Source organism: Streptomyces sp. JK94, from assembly GCF_053613315.1.
This window is the reverse complement of the sequence record NZ_JBSICH010000007.1, coordinates 1-17,621: the sequence shown is the minus strand read 5'-3', so window position 1 is coordinate 17,621 and position 17,621 is coordinate 1. Positions and strand designations below refer to the sequence as shown.

The 17,621-nt window shown below is 74.0% G+C and carries 11 protein-coding genes; 4 read left to right on the top strand and 7 right to left on the bottom strand.

The window, feature by feature from the left end; all coding sequences use genetic code 11:
• Positions 1-172: 172 nt before the first annotated feature.
• The 4 genes from ACVV2G_RS06640 to ACVV2G_RS06625 form a co-directional block, all read right to left on the bottom strand.
• Positions 173-1,510 carry a PrsW family intramembrane metalloprotease gene (locus ACVV2G_RS06640; protein WP_453841657.1) on the bottom strand — a complete coding sequence of 446 codons (1,338 nt, stop codon included), beginning with the start codon at positions 1,508-1,510 and terminating at the stop codon, positions 173-175.
• Positions 1,511-1,520: 10 nt separating this feature from the next.
• Positions 1,521-2,456, bottom strand: a complete 936-nt coding sequence (gene trmB / locus ACVV2G_RS06635; protein WP_453841656.1) for a tRNA (guanosine(46)-N7)-methyltransferase TrmB — start codon at positions 2,454-2,456, stop codon at positions 1,521-1,523.
• A 32-nt stretch (positions 2,457-2,488) separates the two neighbouring features.
• Positions 2,489-3,721, bottom strand: a complete 1,233-nt coding sequence (gene lhgO / locus ACVV2G_RS06630; RefSeq protein WP_453841655.1) for an L-2-hydroxyglutarate oxidase — start codon at positions 3,719-3,721, stop codon at positions 2,489-2,491.
• A gap of 76 nt (positions 3,722-3,797) precedes the next feature.
• Positions 3,798-5,219, bottom strand: a complete 1,422-nt coding sequence (locus ACVV2G_RS06625) for an NsdA family TPR-like regulatory protein (protein ID WP_453841654.1) — start codon at positions 5,217-5,219, stop codon at positions 3,798-3,800.
• Between the two features lie 680 nt (positions 5,220-5,899).
• Between ACVV2G_RS06625 and ACVV2G_RS06620 the strand changes: the two genes are divergently transcribed.
• Complete coding sequence (locus ACVV2G_RS06620) at positions 5,900-8,023, top strand: asparagine synthase-related protein (RefSeq protein WP_453841653.1); 2,124 nt, start codon at positions 5,900-5,902, stop codon at positions 8,021-8,023.
• Positions 8,024-8,073: 50 nt separating this feature from the next.
• On the opposite strand, the gene ACVV2G_RS06615 is transcribed toward ACVV2G_RS06620, so the two are convergent.
• Together ACVV2G_RS06615 and ACVV2G_RS06610 are read right to left on the bottom strand one after the other, a co-directional pair.
• On the bottom strand, positions 8,074-10,374 hold the full coding sequence (locus tag ACVV2G_RS06615) for a sigma-70 family RNA polymerase sigma factor (protein ID WP_453841652.1): 2,301 nt from the start codon (positions 10,372-10,374) through the stop codon (positions 8,074-8,076).
• Between the two features lie 341 nt (positions 10,375-10,715).
• Positions 10,716-11,516, bottom strand: a complete 801-nt coding sequence (locus ACVV2G_RS06610) for a TetR/AcrR family transcriptional regulator (protein WP_453841651.1) — start codon at positions 11,514-11,516, stop codon at positions 10,716-10,718.
• Positions 11,517-11,885: 369 nt separating this feature from the next.
• Between ACVV2G_RS06610 and ACVV2G_RS06605 the strand changes: the two genes are divergently transcribed.
• Together ACVV2G_RS06605 and ACVV2G_RS06600 are read left to right on the top strand one after the other, a co-directional pair.
• Complete coding sequence (locus ACVV2G_RS06605; RefSeq protein WP_453841650.1) at positions 11,886-13,265, top strand: NAD(P)/FAD-dependent oxidoreductase; 1,380 nt, start codon at positions 11,886-11,888, stop codon at positions 13,263-13,265.
• Positions 13,266-13,432: 167 nt separating this feature from the next.
• On the top strand, positions 13,433-15,082 hold the full coding sequence (locus ACVV2G_RS06600) for an ATP-binding SpoIIE family protein phosphatase (RefSeq protein ID WP_453841649.1): 1,650 nt from the start codon (positions 13,433-13,435) through the stop codon (positions 15,080-15,082).
• A 48-nt stretch (positions 15,083-15,130) separates the two neighbouring features.
• Here the strand turns inward: ACVV2G_RS06600 and ACVV2G_RS06595 are convergent, their stop codons facing one another.
• The gene (locus ACVV2G_RS06595; RefSeq protein WP_453842039.1) at positions 15,131-16,396 is read right to left on the bottom strand and encodes an MFS transporter; all 1,266 of its coding nucleotides are present in this window, start codon (positions 16,394-16,396) and stop codon (positions 15,131-15,133) included.
• A 148-nt stretch (positions 16,397-16,544) separates the two neighbouring features.
• Between ACVV2G_RS06595 and ACVV2G_RS06590 the strand changes: the two genes are divergently transcribed.
• Positions 16,545-17,093, top strand: coding sequence for a MarR family winged helix-turn-helix transcriptional regulator (locus ACVV2G_RS06590; protein WP_453841648.1), 549 nt, complete (start codon positions 16,545-16,547; stop codon positions 17,091-17,093).
• Positions 17,094-17,621: the final 528 nt, after the last annotated feature.

The window sequence follows — 17,621 nt, the reverse complement described above, 5'->3', positions numbered from 1 at the left end:
GCGGACCCGCCGCGTTCGCTGACGCGGGACGCGACTTCTCCGCGGGCCGACGGCGGCCGTGGTGACGTCGTCCTCGCCACCGGGGCCGACCGGTCCTCCGAGTACCCGGGTCCGTCCGCCCTGAACATCGAGGACGGTCGTCGGCAGCCGAGGACGCCCTGGACGCGGAGGCCTACGGCCGGTAGGGGCCGGGCGGGGCGTACGGGAGGTACTGGGGGGTGGGGTACCACGCCGGAGCCAGGGGGGCGTGGCCGTAGGGGCCGTGGCCGGGGTACGGGCCGGGGCCGTACCCGGGCGGGCGCGGCACGGGCGGTGCCGTGGCCCGGGCCGCGTGGTCCAGGGCCGGGCGGGCCGCCCCGCGCCGGTGCCACAGGGCCTCCAGCAGCTCCCGCTCCCGTACGGCGAAGTCGGCGCCCGCCCCGCCCCGGCGCCCCCGTTGCCGCAGGAACGCCAGCGAGGTCGCGTACGCCTCGTACCGGGCCACCGCCCGTGCCGCCTCCTTCCCGGCGTACCGGCGGGCGTGCCGGCGGGCGATGCGGCGGGCGCGCATCGAACCGAGCGCGTACGGCTCCGCGGGCGACAGCCACCCGGCCAGGACGTACACGGGCAGCTCGGTGCGCACGGAGCGCAGTTCGCGTTGCCGGGCCCGGATCACCAGCCAGGTCAGCAGGCCGAAGGCCGGGACCATGAACGCCGCGTACACGGCGAAGAAGCCGTACTCGCCGAAGGCGGCCGAACCGTTCCACAGCGCGTGCGTGCCCATCGCGAGCAGCAGGCCGGTCAGGGGGAGCAGGGCACGGCGTGGGCGGTCGCGGCCCGTGGTGAGCGCGGCGAGGCCGAAGCCGATGCCGGTGAGCACGGTGAAGAGCGGATGGGCGAACGGCGACATCACGATGCGGACGAAGAAGGTCGCCGCGGTGACGGACGCGATGCCGCCGCCGGTGAGCTGGTCGGTGCCGAAGGCGTTGCCCAGGTAGAGGATGTTCTCGGTGAAGGCGAACCCGGTGGCGGTGACGCCGGCTGTGACCACGCCGTCGACGATGCCGCTGAAGTCGCGCCTGCGGAAGACGAAGACCAGGAGGACGGCGGCGGCCTTGGCGGACTCCTCGACGACCGGGGCTATCACCGTGGCTCCCAGGGTGTCCGCGCCGGACGGGTCCGCGGTGGCGGTCGCTATCCATCTCGTCGCGAAGCTGTTGGCGACGATCGCGATCAGCGCCGCCGCGCAGGCGCCCCAGGCGAAGCAGAACAGCAGGTTCCGCCAGGGGCCGGGCTCGACCCGGTCCAGCCAGCGGAACGCGGCGATGAGCAGGGGCACGGGGAGGACCGCGAGGCCGAGCCCCACCAGGAACCCCTGGGTGCCGGTCTGTTCGCGCACCAGGGCCAGGATCACCAGACCCGAGAGCGCGAGCAGGGTGACCAGCGCGCCGTAGCGGACCCAGGGGTGCTGCCACCAGTGCGGACGCGGACGTGTGGGCGGACGCGTCGGGTACGGGGGACAGGTGGCCACGGCATGGACCCTAACCGGTGGGGGGCCGCCGCTCCTCGTGCCGGCCCCGGTGCCGTTCCCCGTACTGTTCCGTGTGCTGAACGCGGTGCTGTTCCGGGCGCTGGTCGCCGGGTGCCGCGGGGTGCGGCGCGAGGTGCTGTACGCGGCGGAAGAGCAGGTCGTTCACCACATGCCCCTTGTCCAGTCCCTGGCCCTCGAAACGGGTCAGCGGCCGGTGCGCGGGACGCGGCGCGAAGCCACCGTCCGGCACGGTGTTCTCGAAGCCGGGGTGCGCGGTGAGCACCTCCAGCATCTGCTCGGCGTACGGCTCCCAGTCGGTGGCGCAGTGCACGACGGCCCCCGGCGCCAGCCGCGTCGCGGCCAGGGTGAGGAACTCCGGCTGGATCAGGCGGCGCTTGTGGTGCCGCTTCTTGGGCCAGGGGTCGGGGAAGTAGACGCGCAGCCCGGCGAGGGAGCCGGGGGCGAGCATCTCGCGCAGGAGGATGATCGCGTCGCCGTTGCCCACCCGGATGTTGGACAGGCCCTGGCGCTCCGCGAGAGCCAGCAGGTTGCCCTGGCCGGGGGTGTGGACGTCCACGGCGAGGAGGTTGGTGTCCGGGTCGGCGGCGGCCATCCGGGCGGTGGCCTCGCCCATGCCGAAACCGATCTCCAGGACGACGGGGCGGTCGTTCCCGAACAGCTCGGGGAGGTCGACGACCCGCTGCCCGTCGACGTCCAGCCCCCACGTCGGCCACAGCCGCTGCAGGGCGTCCGCCTGCCCGGTGGTCACCCGGCTGCGCCGAGGCTGGAAACTCCGGATCCGCCGCTCGAAGTGCGACCCGGCCGGGTCGGCCTTCGGACCGTCCGGGAAACGGGGCTCGCCCTTGGCACGGGCGTGCCCCGGGGAGGCGCCGGCATGGGGGGCGGCTGGCTGGGGAGCGTCGGAAGCGCTGCGGAAATCAGACACAGTGCACCCGATTTTACGGTCGGTCGCCCGGGTCACGCGCCTCCGAGCACGGCCAGGGCCCTGCGGCCGACCTCCCGGCCGATCGGCAGCGCCGCCGTCGCCGCGGGGGACGGCGCGTTCAGCACGTGGACGGCGTGGGCGCCCTCGCGGATGAGGAAGTCGTCCACCAGCGTCCCGTCCGCGAGCACCGCCTGCGCCCGCACCCCGGCCGGCGCCGGCACCAGGTCGTCCTCCGTGACGCCGGGCAGCAGCCTGCGTACGGCGGTGGTGAACGCCCTTTTGGACAGTGACCGGCGCAGCTCGCCCGCTCCGTACCTCCAGTGCCGCCGGGCTATGTGCCACGAGCCCGGCCAGGCCAGCGTCCCGCCCAGCTCGCCGGGCCGCACCACGCCCCACCCGTACCCCTCCCGGGCCAGCGCCGGCACCGCGTTGGGCCCGACGTGGACGCCCCCGTCGATGCCGCGGGTCAGATGCACCCCGAGGAACGGGAACGCCGGATCCGGCACCGGATACACCAGGCCCCGCACCAGCTCGGGACGGGCCAGCTCGTAGTACTCGCCCCGGAAGGGGACGATCCGCATGCCCGGGTCGTCCCCGGTCGTCCGGGCGATCTCGTCGCAGTGCAGGCCGGCGCAGTTGACCAGGACGCGGGCCCGGAGCACGTCCCCGGAGCGGGTGCGGACGGCCACTCCGAGGCCCGGGCGCCGGTCGATGTGCCGGACCCGCGCGCCGTAGCGGATCTCGGCGCCCGAGGCCCGTGCCAGGTGCCGGGCCACGGCGACGTAGTCGCAGACGCCGGTCGTGCCGACGTGTATGGCGGCGAGGCCGCGCACCTCCGGCTCGTACGCCGGAATCTGCGCCGCGCCCAGCTCGCGGACCGGTATGCCGTTCTCCCGGCCGCGCTGCACGAGGGCGTGCAGCCGGGGCAGCTCGGAGCGGTGGGTGGCGACGATCAGCTTGCCGGTGACGGTGTGGGCGATGCCGTACTCGGCGCAGAACTTGACCATCTCGGCGGCGCCCCGCACCGCGTAGCGGGCCTTCAGGGAGCCCGGACGGTAGTAGACGCCGCTGTGGATGACGCCGCTGTTACGGCCCGTCTGGTGCCGGGCCGGGCCCGGCTCCTTCTCCAGGACCGTGACCCGGGTGCCCGGGGCGGCGCGCGTGATCGCGTACGCCGTCGACAGGCCGACGATTCCGCCGCCGATCACCAGCACGTCGCAGTCGTACGCGACGCGCTGCGCGGTCGCGGTCCGCACTCGTTCCATCTCCCGGTGCACCTCCCGGCCTCGATAGTGCACTGCGCCACTGACAACGCCCTCAAACCCGGGAAGCGCCGGCGGATCAGGCCGTGGTCATCAGCAGCGGCCGGGCGCGCTCGCGCAGCTCGGCCACGCGCGGCTCGTCGCCGTACGGTTCGAGGCGGTGGAGGAGGTCCTTGACGTACTCGGTGGTGCGGGCCGAGGAGATGCGGCCGGCTACCTCCACCGCCCGCACGCCCTGCTCGCAGGCCGCGTCCAGATTGCCCGACTCCAGCTCGGCCACGGCCGAGACGACGAGCCTGAGGCCGTGCGAGCGGACGAACTCCTCCGTCGGCTGCGACAGGGCCTGCTCGGTGAACCGGCGGACCTGGCGCGGTGCCTTCAGGTCGCGGTAGCACTCGGCGGCGTCGGCGGCGAACCGGTCGTAGGAGTAGAAACCCAGCCACGACGGGTCGCTGTCGCCGGGGCGGGCCCGCTCCAGCCAGCTCTCGGCGGCCTTGAGGGCGGCGCCGGCCGCCGGCGCGTCGCCGGCACGCGCGTGTGCGCGGGCCTCGACGAGGCGGAAGAAGCTCATGGTGCGGGCGGTGGCCAGGCCGCGGTTGCGTTCGAGGGCGGCCTGGGCGAGGTCCACGCCCTCGTCGCCGAAGCCGCGGTAGGTGGCCTGGAGCGACATGGAGGCCAGGACGTACCCCCCCAGGGGCACGTCGGCCGCCGCGCGGGCCAGGCGCAGGGCCTGGATGTAGTACCGCTGCGCCGCCTCCTGCTGGCCGGTGTCGAAGGCCATCCAGCCGGCCAGGCGGGTCAGCTCCGCCGAGGCGCCGAACAGGGCGCGGCCGACCTCGTCGGAGTAGGAACCGAGGAGCAGCGGGGCCGCCTCTACGCGTAAGCACTCGGGGACCATCGACGACCGCCAGTCGCCGCCGCCGTACTTGGAGTCCCAGCGGCGGGCGTCCTCGGCGGCCTCCCGCAGTTTCCGCACATCACTGTGGCCGACTTTGAGCGGTGCGCCGGAGCCCTCCGCCGGGCTCGCGTCACGCGCCACCGAGCTGTCGGCCGGGGTTATCAGCCACCGCGAGGCGGGTGTCGCGTATGCGCTCACGGCGAACGAGCCGGCGAGTGACTGCCAGATGCCGCCGCCGGTCCGGCGTCCGGCGAGGTCGAGACGGTACAGCTCGGTGGCGGACCTGACCGCCTGGCCGACGTCCCGGGGAAAGGCCAGGCCCACCTCGGGAGCGGGGTCCGCGTCCGCCAGGCCGATCTCGTGGAGCGGCACCGGGCGGCCGAGTTTCTGGCCGATGGCGGCGGCGATGAGGTGCGGCGCCGCTCCCTGCGGCACCATGCCCTTCGACACCCAGCGCGCCACCGACGTCTTGTCGTAGCGAAGCGTCAACCCGCGTTGCGCGCCGAGGTCGTTGACACGCCGGGCGAGGCCGGCGTTGCTGATTCCCGCGAGGGCGAGAACGGTGCCGAGCTTTTCGTTCGGCCCGCGTTGCTCCCTGGACATGCGCCACCCCTCGACACAGACGGCTGCCGTGCTGGCATAACCACGCGGCATTCGTAAACCCAGCGTAGTTCGCCGGATCCCATGCGTTAAGAGGCATTGTTCCGGATGGCGGGATTGTGGTCCGTGCCGAAGTGCGGCGCGCGCACGGTGCGTTGCCACGTGCTCCCGGTGTGTGGCCGTGCGCCCGGCCGTGCGCTCTTCTCCGGCCACGGGGGGAGCGGTTCCATGGGTGCCGCGTGGGTCGGCCCGCTGTACTGGATCCAGTGGGCTGGGGGACACCGCCGCCTACATCCCCGCGGGCGGCGGACCGGTCCGGGGGGTGCGCCTCGCCTCCCGGACCACGCACCGCCGGGCGGTGCGCAAAGCCTGTACGGAGCGTGTTCGAACGTGTCCGCGTGACGCCACTTTGGCTGAAAACAGACCCTGGTGTTTCCAGGGTTTCGCGGCCCTCACCACGGGAGTTGAGGGCGCGTCAGGGAGCTAAGGGGCGCGTTGTGGGGGCGCATTCGCGTCGTCCGCGCACCCTCCGGGCAGGAAGTCGGCCTCCGCGGGTGGACACCCGCCGAGGCGGGTTCACGGGAGCACGTGCGGCTCCGCCGATGCTCTTCGGCGCGCCCTTCATGGCAGCATGGGACCAGTTCGTACGGTGCACTGGTTGTCCCCAGCCTGTGGAGGCGTCGATGCGGTGGTTGGTGGGGTGGAGCAGCGCCGCCGTGGGAGCCGCGGGGATCACCGGGGCGGGCGGCTCCGCGGGGACCACCGGGTACGACGGCGAGACCGTACAGCCCGTGGGCGCCCAGCCGTTGTGGGGCGACCCCGATCCCCTGTGGGCGGTCGGCGACTGGCGCCCCGACGAGGTGCGCGTCGTCTCGGTCGATCCGCAGACCCGGATCGCCGTCCTCGGCATCTGCGGCGCGACCGACGAGCAACTGCGCGTCGGGCTGTTCGCCGCGCGCGGAGGGGCGCTGCGCCACCTGACGGCGTGGCCCGGCAGCTACACGGCCGTCGTCCAGGTGGGACGGCGGGTCACGGTCTGCGGTGACCTCGCGGGTGCGCGCCCGGTGTTCCACACCCCCTGGAGGGGCGGCACGGCGTACGCGACGGCCGCGCTGCCCCTGGCCGACCTCGTCGAGGCCAACCTCGACTTCGGATACCTCGCCGCACTGCTCGCCGCCCCCGACGTGCCGGCCGCGCTGGACGACTCCACCCCGTACGACGGCGTGAAGCGCGTTCCGCCGGGGCACGCGCTGATCCTGCGCGCCGGAGCGCGTGAGATCGCCGGGTACGAGCCCGTGGCCTCGCTCGCCGTGGCGGCCCCCTCGGCCGACCCCGACCGGGCGGTGGACGGTGTCCGGGACGCCCTGGTGGAGGCCGTACGCACCCGCCTCGCCGCGCCCCGCCACGTTCCCGGCGACGGCATGGACCCCGGACCGGTGCCCGGCATGGGACCCGCGGAACGGCGCGCCGCGCGCGGGATGCCGGCCCCCGGGATCGGCGCCGACCTGTCCGGCGGGCCGGCCTCGGGGACGCTGGCGCTGCTGGCCGCCGGGCTGCCGGGGAGGCCGGGGACCCTGCTCGGCCACGGTACCGGGGCGGGGGAGCGGCTGCTGGCCGTCACCTTCAACGACCTCGCCGTCGGCGGCCAGGAGGGCGAGCTGGAGCGGGCGGGCGCGCTGGCGGCCAACCCGCGGCTGCACCACGTGGTCGTCGCCGGCGACGAGGAGGTGCTGCCGTACGCCGCGCTGGACGGGCCGCTGACCGACGAACCGGGCTCCGTCCTGGTCGCCGCGGCACGCCACCGGGCGCGGCTGGCCGCGGGCAGCGCGGACCACTTCACCGGGTACGGGGCGCGGCAGGTGCTGGACGCGCACCCGGCGCGGCTGGCCGACCTGCTGATGGACCGCAAGCGGCGCCACCTCGTACGGCCGGTCGCCGCGCTGGCCAAGGCGGACGGCTCGGTGCTGGTCCCCGCCCGCGTGTACGGCGCGGCCCGGCGACTGGCGCGGACGCCGTACCGCACCGGCATCGAAGTGCTCGCCGAACGGCTGCTGCACCGGCGTTTCGACACACCGGCCGACGGGGGCGGCGCCATGGAGGCGTCGCTCGCCGTCCTCACCTGGGCGGGGCCCGGACCGGCGGCGCGCTGGCTGACCGGGGAGGCGCTGGCTGAAGTATCGGTTCGCCTGCAGACGTCCTCGCAGCGGTCCGGGGTGGGGCCGGGGCAGCGGCCCGGTGACTTCCGCGCGCGTGCGGCACTGACGCGGCACGCGGCGGACGTGCGGGTGCTGGAGCAGGCCGCCGAGATCCGCTTCCAGCGACTGCACACGCCGTTCCTCGACAACCAGGTCGTCCGCGCCTGCCGCGCGCTGCCGGAGGCGCTGCGGGTGCAGCCGGGGGCGCGGGCGGCGATCCTGCGCAAGGTGCTGGAGGGGGCGGGCGTGAGCGAGCTGCCGAGCGGCTGGGGCGAGCCCACCCAGGCGGTGGCGGCCTCCGCCGCGCGCACGGGGCTGCGGGTCGCCGCCGACTCCCTGCTGGGGCTGTTCGACACACCGCTGCTCGCCGAGGCGGGGCTCGTGGAGGCCCGGGTCGTGCGCAAGGCGGTGCGGGCGGCGGCGGCCGGTGAGACACTGCCCCTGGCCGGGCTGGCCGACCTCGTCTCCCTCGAACTGTGGCTCCGCCGCCTCCTGGCCCGGCGCGGCACCTGCTGGACGGGTACGCCGGCTCGCCAGCGCGCGGTACCGGCCGGGATCGCTCCGCAGCGGGGTGCGCTGGGCGGTGCGGGGGCGGTGGCGCGGCGGGGGTGACGCGCCTTCGGGCGGACACCGCTCGCCTGCACGTCCCTTCCCGTACGCGGCTACGCGCAGGTGAACCGTGACTGGGCCCAGTCCGCGAGCGCCACCGGGCCGAGGGGACCGTGCGGCTCGACCACCAGCCGTACTGTCTCGCGTCCCGTGAGGTCCACCTGGACGGGCACCGCCGGGTCCCCGCCCTCGACCGTGCCCGAGGTCCACAGCCGGGCGCCGTCGGCGTGCACCGAGAAGCGGACCCCGCCCAGCTCCGCCGTCAGGTCGTCGACGCCGACGCGTGCGTCGTACGACGAGCAGGAGCGGTTGAGGACGACGGTGACGGAGGAGCGGCCGTGCACCGTGACACCGTGCGCGTACCGCCGGCCACCGATCGACAGGGCGGACCGCTGCCACACCCAGCCGCTCCCGGCCAGCCGCATCTCGGGGCCGGTGCCGTCACCGACGACGTCGTACGCCAACTCGCTCCACCGGTGGACCGACGGGGCGGGCGGCGGTGCCGGGGCCGGTGGTTTCGGGGTCGGTGATTCCGGGGCCGATGGTTTCGGGGTCGGTGATTCCGGGGCCGATGGTTTCGGGGTCGGTGATTTCGGGGCCGATGGTTTCGGGGTCGGTGATTTCGGGGTCGGCGTGGGTGCCGGTTCCGGCGTCGGTGCGGGGGAGGGCGCGGGCGGGGGAGGCGGTGTCGGGCCGGGCGTGGGCGTCGGGGGAGAAGAAGGCCGGGGGGCAGCCTCCGGTGGGTGCGGGCGGGGCGGCCGTGCCGGGGGCGCGAGTGTGTCCGGGGCCGGCTCGGCCACCGGTGAGGAGGCGGGCGGACCCGCCTTCGGCGGCCGTTCGACCGGAGTGTCGTCGCCGACCAGCGCGAAGACCAGCGCCGCCGCGGCGGCCACCGCCACGACACCGGCCGCGATCCCGGCCTTCACCGGCGCGCCCAGGCCCTCGGAGACCGTGGCGCCGCCGGACGCGCCCGCGCCGCCGGACGCGGCACCGCCCGCCGCGCCCGCGGCACCGGCCGCACCGGCGCCCAGGCCCCCGGCGACGAGCCCCACCGCCTTGGCGTAACCGGCGGCGCCGAACCAGCCGATGACCGCGACCGGAACCACGGCCGGAATGCAGCTCGCAACCTCTTCGATCTGAGTGGCGGCCAGCCGGCACCGGGCGCACTCGTCCAGATGCCGGCGCAGCCCCCGTTCGGCCCGGGTGCGCAGCCTGCCGCGCGCGTAGGTGCCGAGCCGGTCCGCGTAGCGGGCACACTGCTCGTCGGTGGCGAGGGTTTCGCTGACGTGGGCTTGGAGATAGGCCTGCTTCAGGCCCTCGCGGGCGCGGCTGGCGAGCACGCGGGTGCCGTTGGCGTCCAGCCCGAAGAGCATGGCCAACTCGCTCGGCGACTCGTCCTCCACCTCGGTGTGCCACAGCACGGCCTGCCACCGTTCCGGCAGGGAACGGAAGGCGCGCATGGCCATCGACTGCTCGGCCTCGTGCATGGCCCGGACGTCGGCGCCCAGTTCCAGCGTGTCGTCGTCCGGCGCCTGGGCGGTGTGCGTGGACTGCGCGGCGAACACCGCGAAGTCGTCGACCAGTTGCTCCCGCCCCGCCGACCGGGTCCAGCCGGCGGCGACGCGCCGGACCGCGGTGAGGAGGTAGGCGCGCACGGCGTGCTCCGGGCCCGAACCGCCCCGCACCGCCTGGAGCACGCGGGCGAAGACCTCGGCGGTGAGGTCGTCCGCGGTGTGGGCGTCACGGCAGCAGGTGCGCGCGTACCGGCGCACCGCGTGCGCGTGGCGCCGGTACAACTCCTCGTAGGCCGCGTCGTCCCCCGAGCGCATCCCTTCGATCAGTTCCGCGTCGGACACCGGCTGCTCGCGCGGCGGAGGCAGGACGCCGCCGTCGTACCGCTCCCGGGACGGGGGCAGGACACTGCCCTCGTGCACTTCACGCTGTGCCGGGACACCGCCCGCCGTCGGAAGGCCGCCCTCCGCTGGGGCGCCGCCCCTGGCTGGGGCGCCGCCCTCCGCCGGGACACCGCCCTCCGCCGGGACGCCACCAGAACTGGCCGGGACACCGCCCGCCGTCGGAAGGCCGCCGTCCGCTGGGGCGCCGCCCCTGGCTGGGGCGCCGCCCTCCGCCGGGACACCGCCCTCCGCCGGGACGCCACCAGAACTGGCCGGGACACCGCCCGCCGTCGGAAGGCCGCCGTCCGCTGGGGCGCCGCCCCTGGCTGGGGCACCGCCCTCCGCCGGGGCGCCGCCCTCCGCCGGGACGCCACCAGAACTGGCCGGGACACCGCCCGCCGCTGGAAGGCCGCCCTCCGCCGGGACGCCACCCCGAGCCGGGGCACCGTCCCGTGGCATCCGGGTCGGCCCTCCCTGGCCCGGCACCTGCGGTGGGTCACCGGGTCCGGTGGCGTCCTCGCCGCGTGGCCCGCCCCGCCTTTCGACACTCATCGCGGAAGGCCCCCGCCACCTGCCCAGCCAGTCCCGAACATCGGGTCAGCGTGTCATAGGGGCCCGTGGTCAGGACCCCAAGCCGCGGACCGTCACCCGTCCGTGGCGTTTGCGCGTGACGCGGTGACAACGCTCGGCCGTTCGGGGGATGAGAAGACGCCCGTACCGGCGGCCGTGGGGCGGGACGCGAGGAGTACCCCACGCGAACCGCCCACCGACGCCGGCTGCCACCCGACGGCCCCGCGTTCTCACGCCGGCCGCGACCGCAGTCCCTCCAGCAGGATCTCCAGCAGCCGGGCCGAGGCCGCGGCCTGCTGGGCCGCGTCCGGGAGCGAGGGCGCCGCCGTGGCTATCACCAGCAGCACGTCCGACACCGACACGTCCGGTCGCAGCTCACCCGCGGCCCGCGCCCGCTCCACCAGCCGGCCCACGACCTCCAGCAGCTCCGACGCCCCGTCGTCGTCCAGCACGGAAGCCACCGCACCGGCCATGGCGCCGGTGGACCCGACGCCCTCGGACATCAGCCGCAGCTCGCCCGGTCCCGGCTGCGCCCGCTGCTGCGGCACCCGCGGCTCACCGGCCGCGGCACCGCCGTCACCGCCCTCACCGTCGTCCGCCACCCCGACCCGCAGCACCTGCGGCGGCAGCAGCCGGCCGGCGCCCGAGGCCACCGACGTCCGCAGGAAGCACGACAGCGCCGACCACGGCTCGTCCTCCTGCCCGAGCGCGGCCCGGGCCTGGTCGGTCAGCCGGGCCGTCTCCTCCTCGGCTATCCGCCGCACCAGGACGTCCTTGCTCGGGAAGCGCCGGTACACCGTGCCGACACCGACCCGTGCGCGCCGCGCCACGTCCTCCATCGGCGCGCCGTACCCCAGCTCGCCGAACACCTCACGTGCCGCGCGCAGCACGTGTTCCAGATTCCGCTGGGCGTCCACGCGCAACGGCGCGGTCCGCGCCCCGCCCCCGCGAGCCCCGCCCGTCGCCGTACTCATCGCGCCACCGGGCGCGACAGTGGACGCGGACGACCAATGAGAGTCCTGAACATGCATGACAATCCCCCGGTAATGACGTCTCCCCCCGGAGACTCTCCCCGCCATCGAAAGCCGGAGTGCGCGGAACGGCCCGTTCTGCGGCCCGCCCGTCGCGGACCCGTGAGCACACCCCCTGCACACCGTGTGAGAGAACATAGTTGAGCGGGAGTCAATTCAGAAGGGGCAGGTTCCGCACGCAGCTCCCACCGATCGGAGTACGGATCGTATACACCCTGTGAATGCCACCCCCTTTTTCCGCGCACACCGCCACTGACCTGCGCGACCGTGCCACAGCACGACGGCCGGACACGCCTCGGGCCCCGGTGGTCCCCGGTCACACAAATCGACGAGCCTGTGGACAAACGCAAGCGCCGGGTGCGTCATGGGATGGTGAAGGAACGTGCGCGCATTCTCGTTGTCGGCGGCGGCTACGTCGGGATGTACACGGCGCTGCGTCTGCAGCGGAACCTGAGAAACGAACTGCGGCGGGGCGAGGCCGAGATCACGGTCGTCACCCCCGATCCCTACATGACGTATCAGCCGTTCCTCCCCGAGGCGGCGGCCGGCTCCATTTCCCCGCGGCACGTCGTCGTGCCGCTGCGCCGCGTCCTCGGCCAGTGCGACGTCGTCGTCGGTGAGGTGCGGTCCGTCGACCACACGACGCGCACCGCCACCCTCACCACCCTCGCCACCGAGGAGGAAGGGGCGGGGGCCCGCCGGCTGGCGTACGACGAAATCGTCCTCGCGCCGGGTTCGGTCGCGCGCACCCTGCCCGTCCCGGGCCTCGCCGACCACGGCGTCGGGTTCAAGACCGTCGAGGAGGCCATCGGCCTGCGCAACCACGTCCTCGAACAGATGGACATCGCTTCGTCGACCCGGGACCCCGCCCTCCGCGACGCCGCGCTCACCTTCGTCTTCGTCGGCGGCGGCTACGCGGGCGTGGAGGCCCTCGGCGAGCTGGAGGACATGGCCCGGTACGCCGCGCGGTACTACCACAACGTCACGCCCGACGACATGAAGTGGATCCTCGTCGAGGCATCGGACCGCGTCCTGCCCGAGGTCGGCGAGGAGCTGGGCCGCTACACGGTCACCGAACTGCGCCGCCGCAGCATCGACGTCCGCCTGGGCACCCGCCTGGACTCCTGCGTCGACCGCGTCGCCCTCCTCAGCGACGGTGCCCGCTTCCCCACCCGCACCGTCGTCTGGACGGCCGGCGTCAAACCCCACCCGGTCCTCGCCGCGACCGGCCTCCCCCTCGACGACCGCGGCCGGCTCCGCTGCACCCCCCACCTGTCGGTCGACGGCGCCCCGCACGCGTGGGCCGCGGGAGACGCCGCCGCCGTCCCCGACGTCACCGCCGGGGAACCCGGCCGGGAATGCGCCCCCAACGCCCAGCACGCCGTCCGCCAGGCCAGGGTCCTCGGCGACAACATCGCGCACGCCCTGCGCGGTGAGCCCCTGGACACGTACGCCCACAAGTACGCCGGTTCGGTCGCCTCCCTCGGCTTCCACAAGGGCGTCGCGCACGTCTACGGGCGCAAGCTGAAGGGCTACCCCGCGTGGTTCATGCACCGCGCCTACCACCTCAGCCGCGTCCCCACCGTCAACCGCAAGGCGCGCGTGCTGGCCGAATGGGCCCTGGCCGGACTCTTCAAACGGGAGATCGTCTCCCTGGGTTCACTCGAACATCCGCGCGCGGAGTTCGAACTCGCGGCCGGTGGAAAGCCTTCTCAGGAACCTCCGCGCAACCCGAAGGGGTCGTCCTGACCGGACTCAGGAACTCCACCGGGCGGCCCGGCGTCTGACGGATGTCGGCCCGGTCGGCACCCTGCCAGACTGGTCCACCACCGCGGGCGCGCCGGCGCCCGCCCACGCGCGGCCATCGGGGCCCCGGCCGGCCCCCGGCCGCCGACAACTACACGAGGCAAGGATTCGTGAACTTCACGCGCTGGAGCGCCCGTCTCCCCGGAACGCAGCGCCGCGCCGCAGCGCGGACCGACCCGACCGTCTCCGCGGACCGGCGGGGGGACGGGTCCGTACCCGCCGCCCGCGCCGAGCAGCTGACCGACGAGGCCCCGCCCGTCCCCGCCGTCGACGACCTGCCCGTGCGCGACGTCCTCGACCGCGTCCCGGCCCTCGTCGCCCTCGTCCACGGCCCCGACCACCGCCTCGCCTACGTCAACGACACCTACGTCACGGCCTTCGGCACGCCTCCCCTGGGCGAGCGCGTCGCGGAGGCCCTCCCCGAGCTGGACGCGCTCGGCCTCTTCCCGCTCCTGGACCAGGTCCAGCGCAGCGGCAGACCCCGCACCCTCAAGTCCCGCAAGGCACCCGACGGCCGCTCCTACACCTTCACCTGCACCCCGGTCACCGAGGGCGCCGCCGGCGGCGGCCGTGGCGTCCTCGTCTTCGCGACCGACGTCACCGACCACGCCGAGGCCGCGGCCCGCCTGCGCGCGAGCGAACGCCGCCAGCGCGAGACCGCCGTCACCCTCCAGCGCTCCCTGCTCCCGCAGGAACTGGAGGAGCCCGACGACCTGCGCGTCGCCGCCACCTACCACCCCGGCGGCACCGAGGCCGCGGTCGGCGGCGACTGGTACGACGTGATCACCCTCGGCGGCGGCCGCACCGCCCTGGTCATCGGCGACGTCATGGGCCGAGGCGTCCGCGCGGCAGCCGTCATGGGCCAGCTCCGTACGGCGGTCAGGGCCTACGCCCGCCTCGACCTGCCCCCGCACGAGGTGCTCCAGCTCCTCGACGGCCTCGCCACCGAGATCGACGCCAACCAGATCGCCACCTGCGTCTACGCCATCCACGACCCCAACGAGGGCCGGCTGGTCCACGCGTCCGCCGGGCACCTGCCCATCCTGGTCCGCGACGAGAACGGCACCGTCCAGCGCGCCGACGAACCCACCGGCCCCCCGCTCGGCACCGGCGGCTGGATCCACACGTCCGGCTCGATCGCCCTGACCCCCGGCTCCACGGCCGTCCTCTACACCGACGGCCTGGTCGAACGCCGGAACGAGGACCTGGACGAGGGCATCGCCGCCCTGGAGCGCGCCCTGTCCGGCGCGACCGGCACCCCGCAGGTGGTCTGCGACCGCCTGGTCCGCTCGGCGGGCGTCACCCCGGAGCACGACGACGACGTGGCCGTCCTCGTCCTCCAGCACCCCGCCCGCAAGGGCGCGGAGGCCGAGCGCTTCCGCAACGCCGCCCTGGAACTGCTCGGCGGCGTGGAAGCGGCCCCCCGCGCGCGTGCCTTCGCCTCCGGCGTCCTCGCCAGCTGGCGCTTCCCCACCGACCTGCACGACCTGGGCGTCCTGGCGGCCAGCGAACTGGTCGCCAACTCCCTCCAGCACGGCACACCCCCCATGCGGCTGCGCCTGCGCCGCACCGACCGCCGACTGATCATCGAGGTCACCGACGGCGACGACCACCTCCCCAGACGCCGCCGTGCGGAGCCCGGGGACGAGTCCGGCCGGGGCATCGCCATCGTCGCGACGATCGCCTCCAACTGGGGCTCCCGGCGCACGCCCGGGGGCGGCAAGGCCGTCTGGTGCGAGTTCGTCCTGCCCAAGCCGTGAACCGTGAAGGGCGGGTCGTGACGGGCGCCGAGCCCGTCACACCCCCGGTCAGGCCTCGGCGGCCGCCACCGTGCCGGCCGGCGCCCCGCTCTGCGTGACCACCCGGCTCCCGGCGAGCGACGGCTGGTTCTGTACGTCGGTGAGCTGCCGCCCCAGTCGCACCGCCAGCACCGTGATGCCCAGGGAGAAGAGCAGGAACGCCACGATGTACGGCCCGTGCAGCGAGGCCCCGAGCGGTCCGCCCACCGCCGGCCCGATCGCCAGCGCGAGCTGCTTCACCAGGGCGAAGGCCGAGTTGTACTGCCCGGCCAGCCCGGTCGGCGCCAGATCCGCCACCAGCGGCGCCAGCGTCGGTGACAGCATCGCCTCACCCAGCCCGAACAGCGCGTACGTCGAGATGAAGGCGGCCGTCGCCATGGTCTGGCTGCCGTGCCCGAGCCCGGCGTACCCGGCCACGGCCCACGCGACGGCCCAGATCAGCCCCACGGCCGCGATCACCCGGGAGCGCTTGCGCCGCTCCACGAACCTCAGCACCGCGAACTGCGCGACGACGATCACCAGCGTGTTGGCCGCCAGCGCGGTCCCCAGCGCGGACGTGGTGATTCCGGCCGCCTCGACGCCGTACGCGCTCAGGCCGGACTCGAACTGCCCGTAGCAGGCGAAGAACAGCACGAAGCCCAGCACGCACAGCTGGACCATGGCCCGGTTCCCCAGCAGCTGCTTCCAGCTGCCCGCGCCGGACTGCCCGGGAGCCTGCTCCATACGGGGCGCGCGCGGCGTGCGCACCGTCACCATCACCGCCACCAGCAGCAGGAACATCGCCGCCTCGATCGCGAACAGCAGCGTGAACGACGCGGCGCTCGACGTGTCGACGAGGTGCCCGCCGATGAGCCCGCCGACGCCGAGCCCCAGGTTCTGCAGGAAGAACTGCATGGCGAACGCCCGTGACCGGGTCTCGGACGACGAACAGTCCACGATCATCGTCGCGAGCGCCGGCTGCATCACGGCCTGCCCCGCACCCAGCGCGGCCGCGGACAGCAGCACGGTGGCCGCGGAGGCCGACAGCCCGAGGCTCAGTGCGCCGAGCGCGGCGGTGACCAGGGCGGCGAGCAGTACCGGCAGCGGGCCCCGCCGGACGATGGCCCGACCGGCCAACGGCAGCACGATCAGCGCGGCCACGGCGAAGACGGCGAGTACGAGACCCGCCGTCACGGAACCCAGTCCCCGCACCTGCGCCACGTAGACGTACAGGTAGGGGACTGTGAAGCCGAGCCCGAACGCGCTGAGTGCGTTGCCCACGTGGATCCGGCGCATCGCCGCGCCCCTTGCCCTGGTCACGTTCACCCTCTCTTGGGTCGTCGCTCCAGCCGTTGAAGCTGAAGACTTAGAAGCTAAAGTTCGAAGCTAAAGAGTACACAGCGAAGGACTTCGAGGCAAAGCAGGTGCGTGCCATACTGCGGACATGGGCGACACCTCCGGCGCCGGCGAGCCGCCACTCGAAGAACAGATCGCCGCCTACCAGCGCGAGTTCCAGGACCTCGACCCGCAGGTCGAGAAGATCGTCTCGGCGCTCTCCCGCCTCAACCGCCGTATGAACGTCGCGTACGGCCGGCAAACCGCCGAGCTGGGCATCGGGAACACCGACTGGGAGGTGCTGAAGGCGCTCGTCCTGTCCGGCGTCCCCTACCGGCTGGGGCCCGGTGACCTCGCCAAGCGGCTGGGCCTGACGCCGGCCGCGATGACCCACCGCATCGACCGCATGGTGACGGAGGGGCTGGTCACCCGGGAGCGCGACGAGACCAACCGGGTACGGGTCATCGTCGAGCTGACGGCGGAGGGCAGGGAGAAGTGGCTGGAGGCCATGCGCCTCGCCACGGTCTTCGAGGAGGACCTCCTGCAGGACCTCTCTGCGGACGAGCGGACCGCGCTCGGCGAAGTCCTCACCCGCCTGCTGCGCCGGGTGGAGCACGCCCAGCCGGACGCCGGCGGCCGGCTCAGCGACCTCGATTAAAGATCTTGACAGGCCTGCTTGACAGCCACCTACGGGATCCGTATGGTTCTTCGGGTTGCCACGGAGCCGTAACGGTTCCGCGGTAGCGCTTCCGCCGCATCAGCGGCACCAAACCACCAGTACGACCTCCCAGTGGGAATGCTTTCGGCGTGTCCGAATTCAATTCCGAACGGGACTCGGCGACCCGGTCACCGCGATTGGGAATCACCGAGAGAGTCCGCTAGGGTTTGAGACGTCGGAACGGCCCAACAGCCGCGATGACAACCCCCTCCGACGGGGAATCGGAGCCCGAAAGGATCTGATAGAGTCGGAGCCGCCGGAAAGGGAAACGCGAAAGCGGGAACCTGGAAAGCGCCGAGGAAATCGGATCGAAAAGGATCTGATAGAGTCGGAAACGCAAGACCGAAGGGAAGCGCCCGGAGGAAAGCCTGAGAGAGTCTCTCGGGTGAGTACAAAGGAAGCGTCCGTTCCTTGAGAACTCAACAGCGTGCCAAAAGTCAACGCCAGATATGTTGATACCCCGACCTG

Excerpts from the sequence above, each read along its gene's own strand:
- ACVV2G_RS06610 (WP_453841651.1), bottom strand. The coding sequence starts at position 11,516 with ATGCATGTTCAGGACTCTCATTGGTCGTCCGCGTCCACTGTCGCGCCC.
- ACVV2G_RS06620 (WP_453841653.1), top strand. The coding sequence starts at position 5,900 with ATGCGGTGGTTGGTGGGGTGGAGCAGCGCCGCCGTGGGAGCCGCGGGG.
- ACVV2G_RS06625 (WP_453841654.1), bottom strand. The coding sequence starts at position 5,219 with ATGTCCAGGGAGCAACGCGGGCCGAACGAAAAGCTCGGCACCGTTCTC.
- ACVV2G_RS06615 (WP_453841652.1), bottom strand. The coding sequence starts at position 10,374 with ATGCCACGGGACGGTGCCCCGGCTCGGGGTGGCGTCCCGGCGGAGGGC.
- ACVV2G_RS06590 (WP_453841648.1), top strand. The coding sequence starts at position 16,545 with ATGGGCGACACCTCCGGCGCCGGCGAGCCGCCACTCGAAGAACAGATC.
- ACVV2G_RS06605 (WP_453841650.1), top strand. The coding sequence starts at position 11,886 with ATGGTGAAGGAACGTGCGCGCATTCTCGTTGTCGGCGGCGGCTACGTC.
- lhgO (WP_453841655.1), bottom strand. The coding sequence starts at position 3,721 with ATGGAACGAGTGCGGACCGCGACCGCGCAGCGCGTCGCGTACGACTGC.
- ACVV2G_RS06595 (WP_453842039.1), bottom strand. The coding sequence starts at position 16,396 with ATGCGCCGGATCCACGTGGGCAACGCACTCAGCGCGTTCGGGCTCGGC.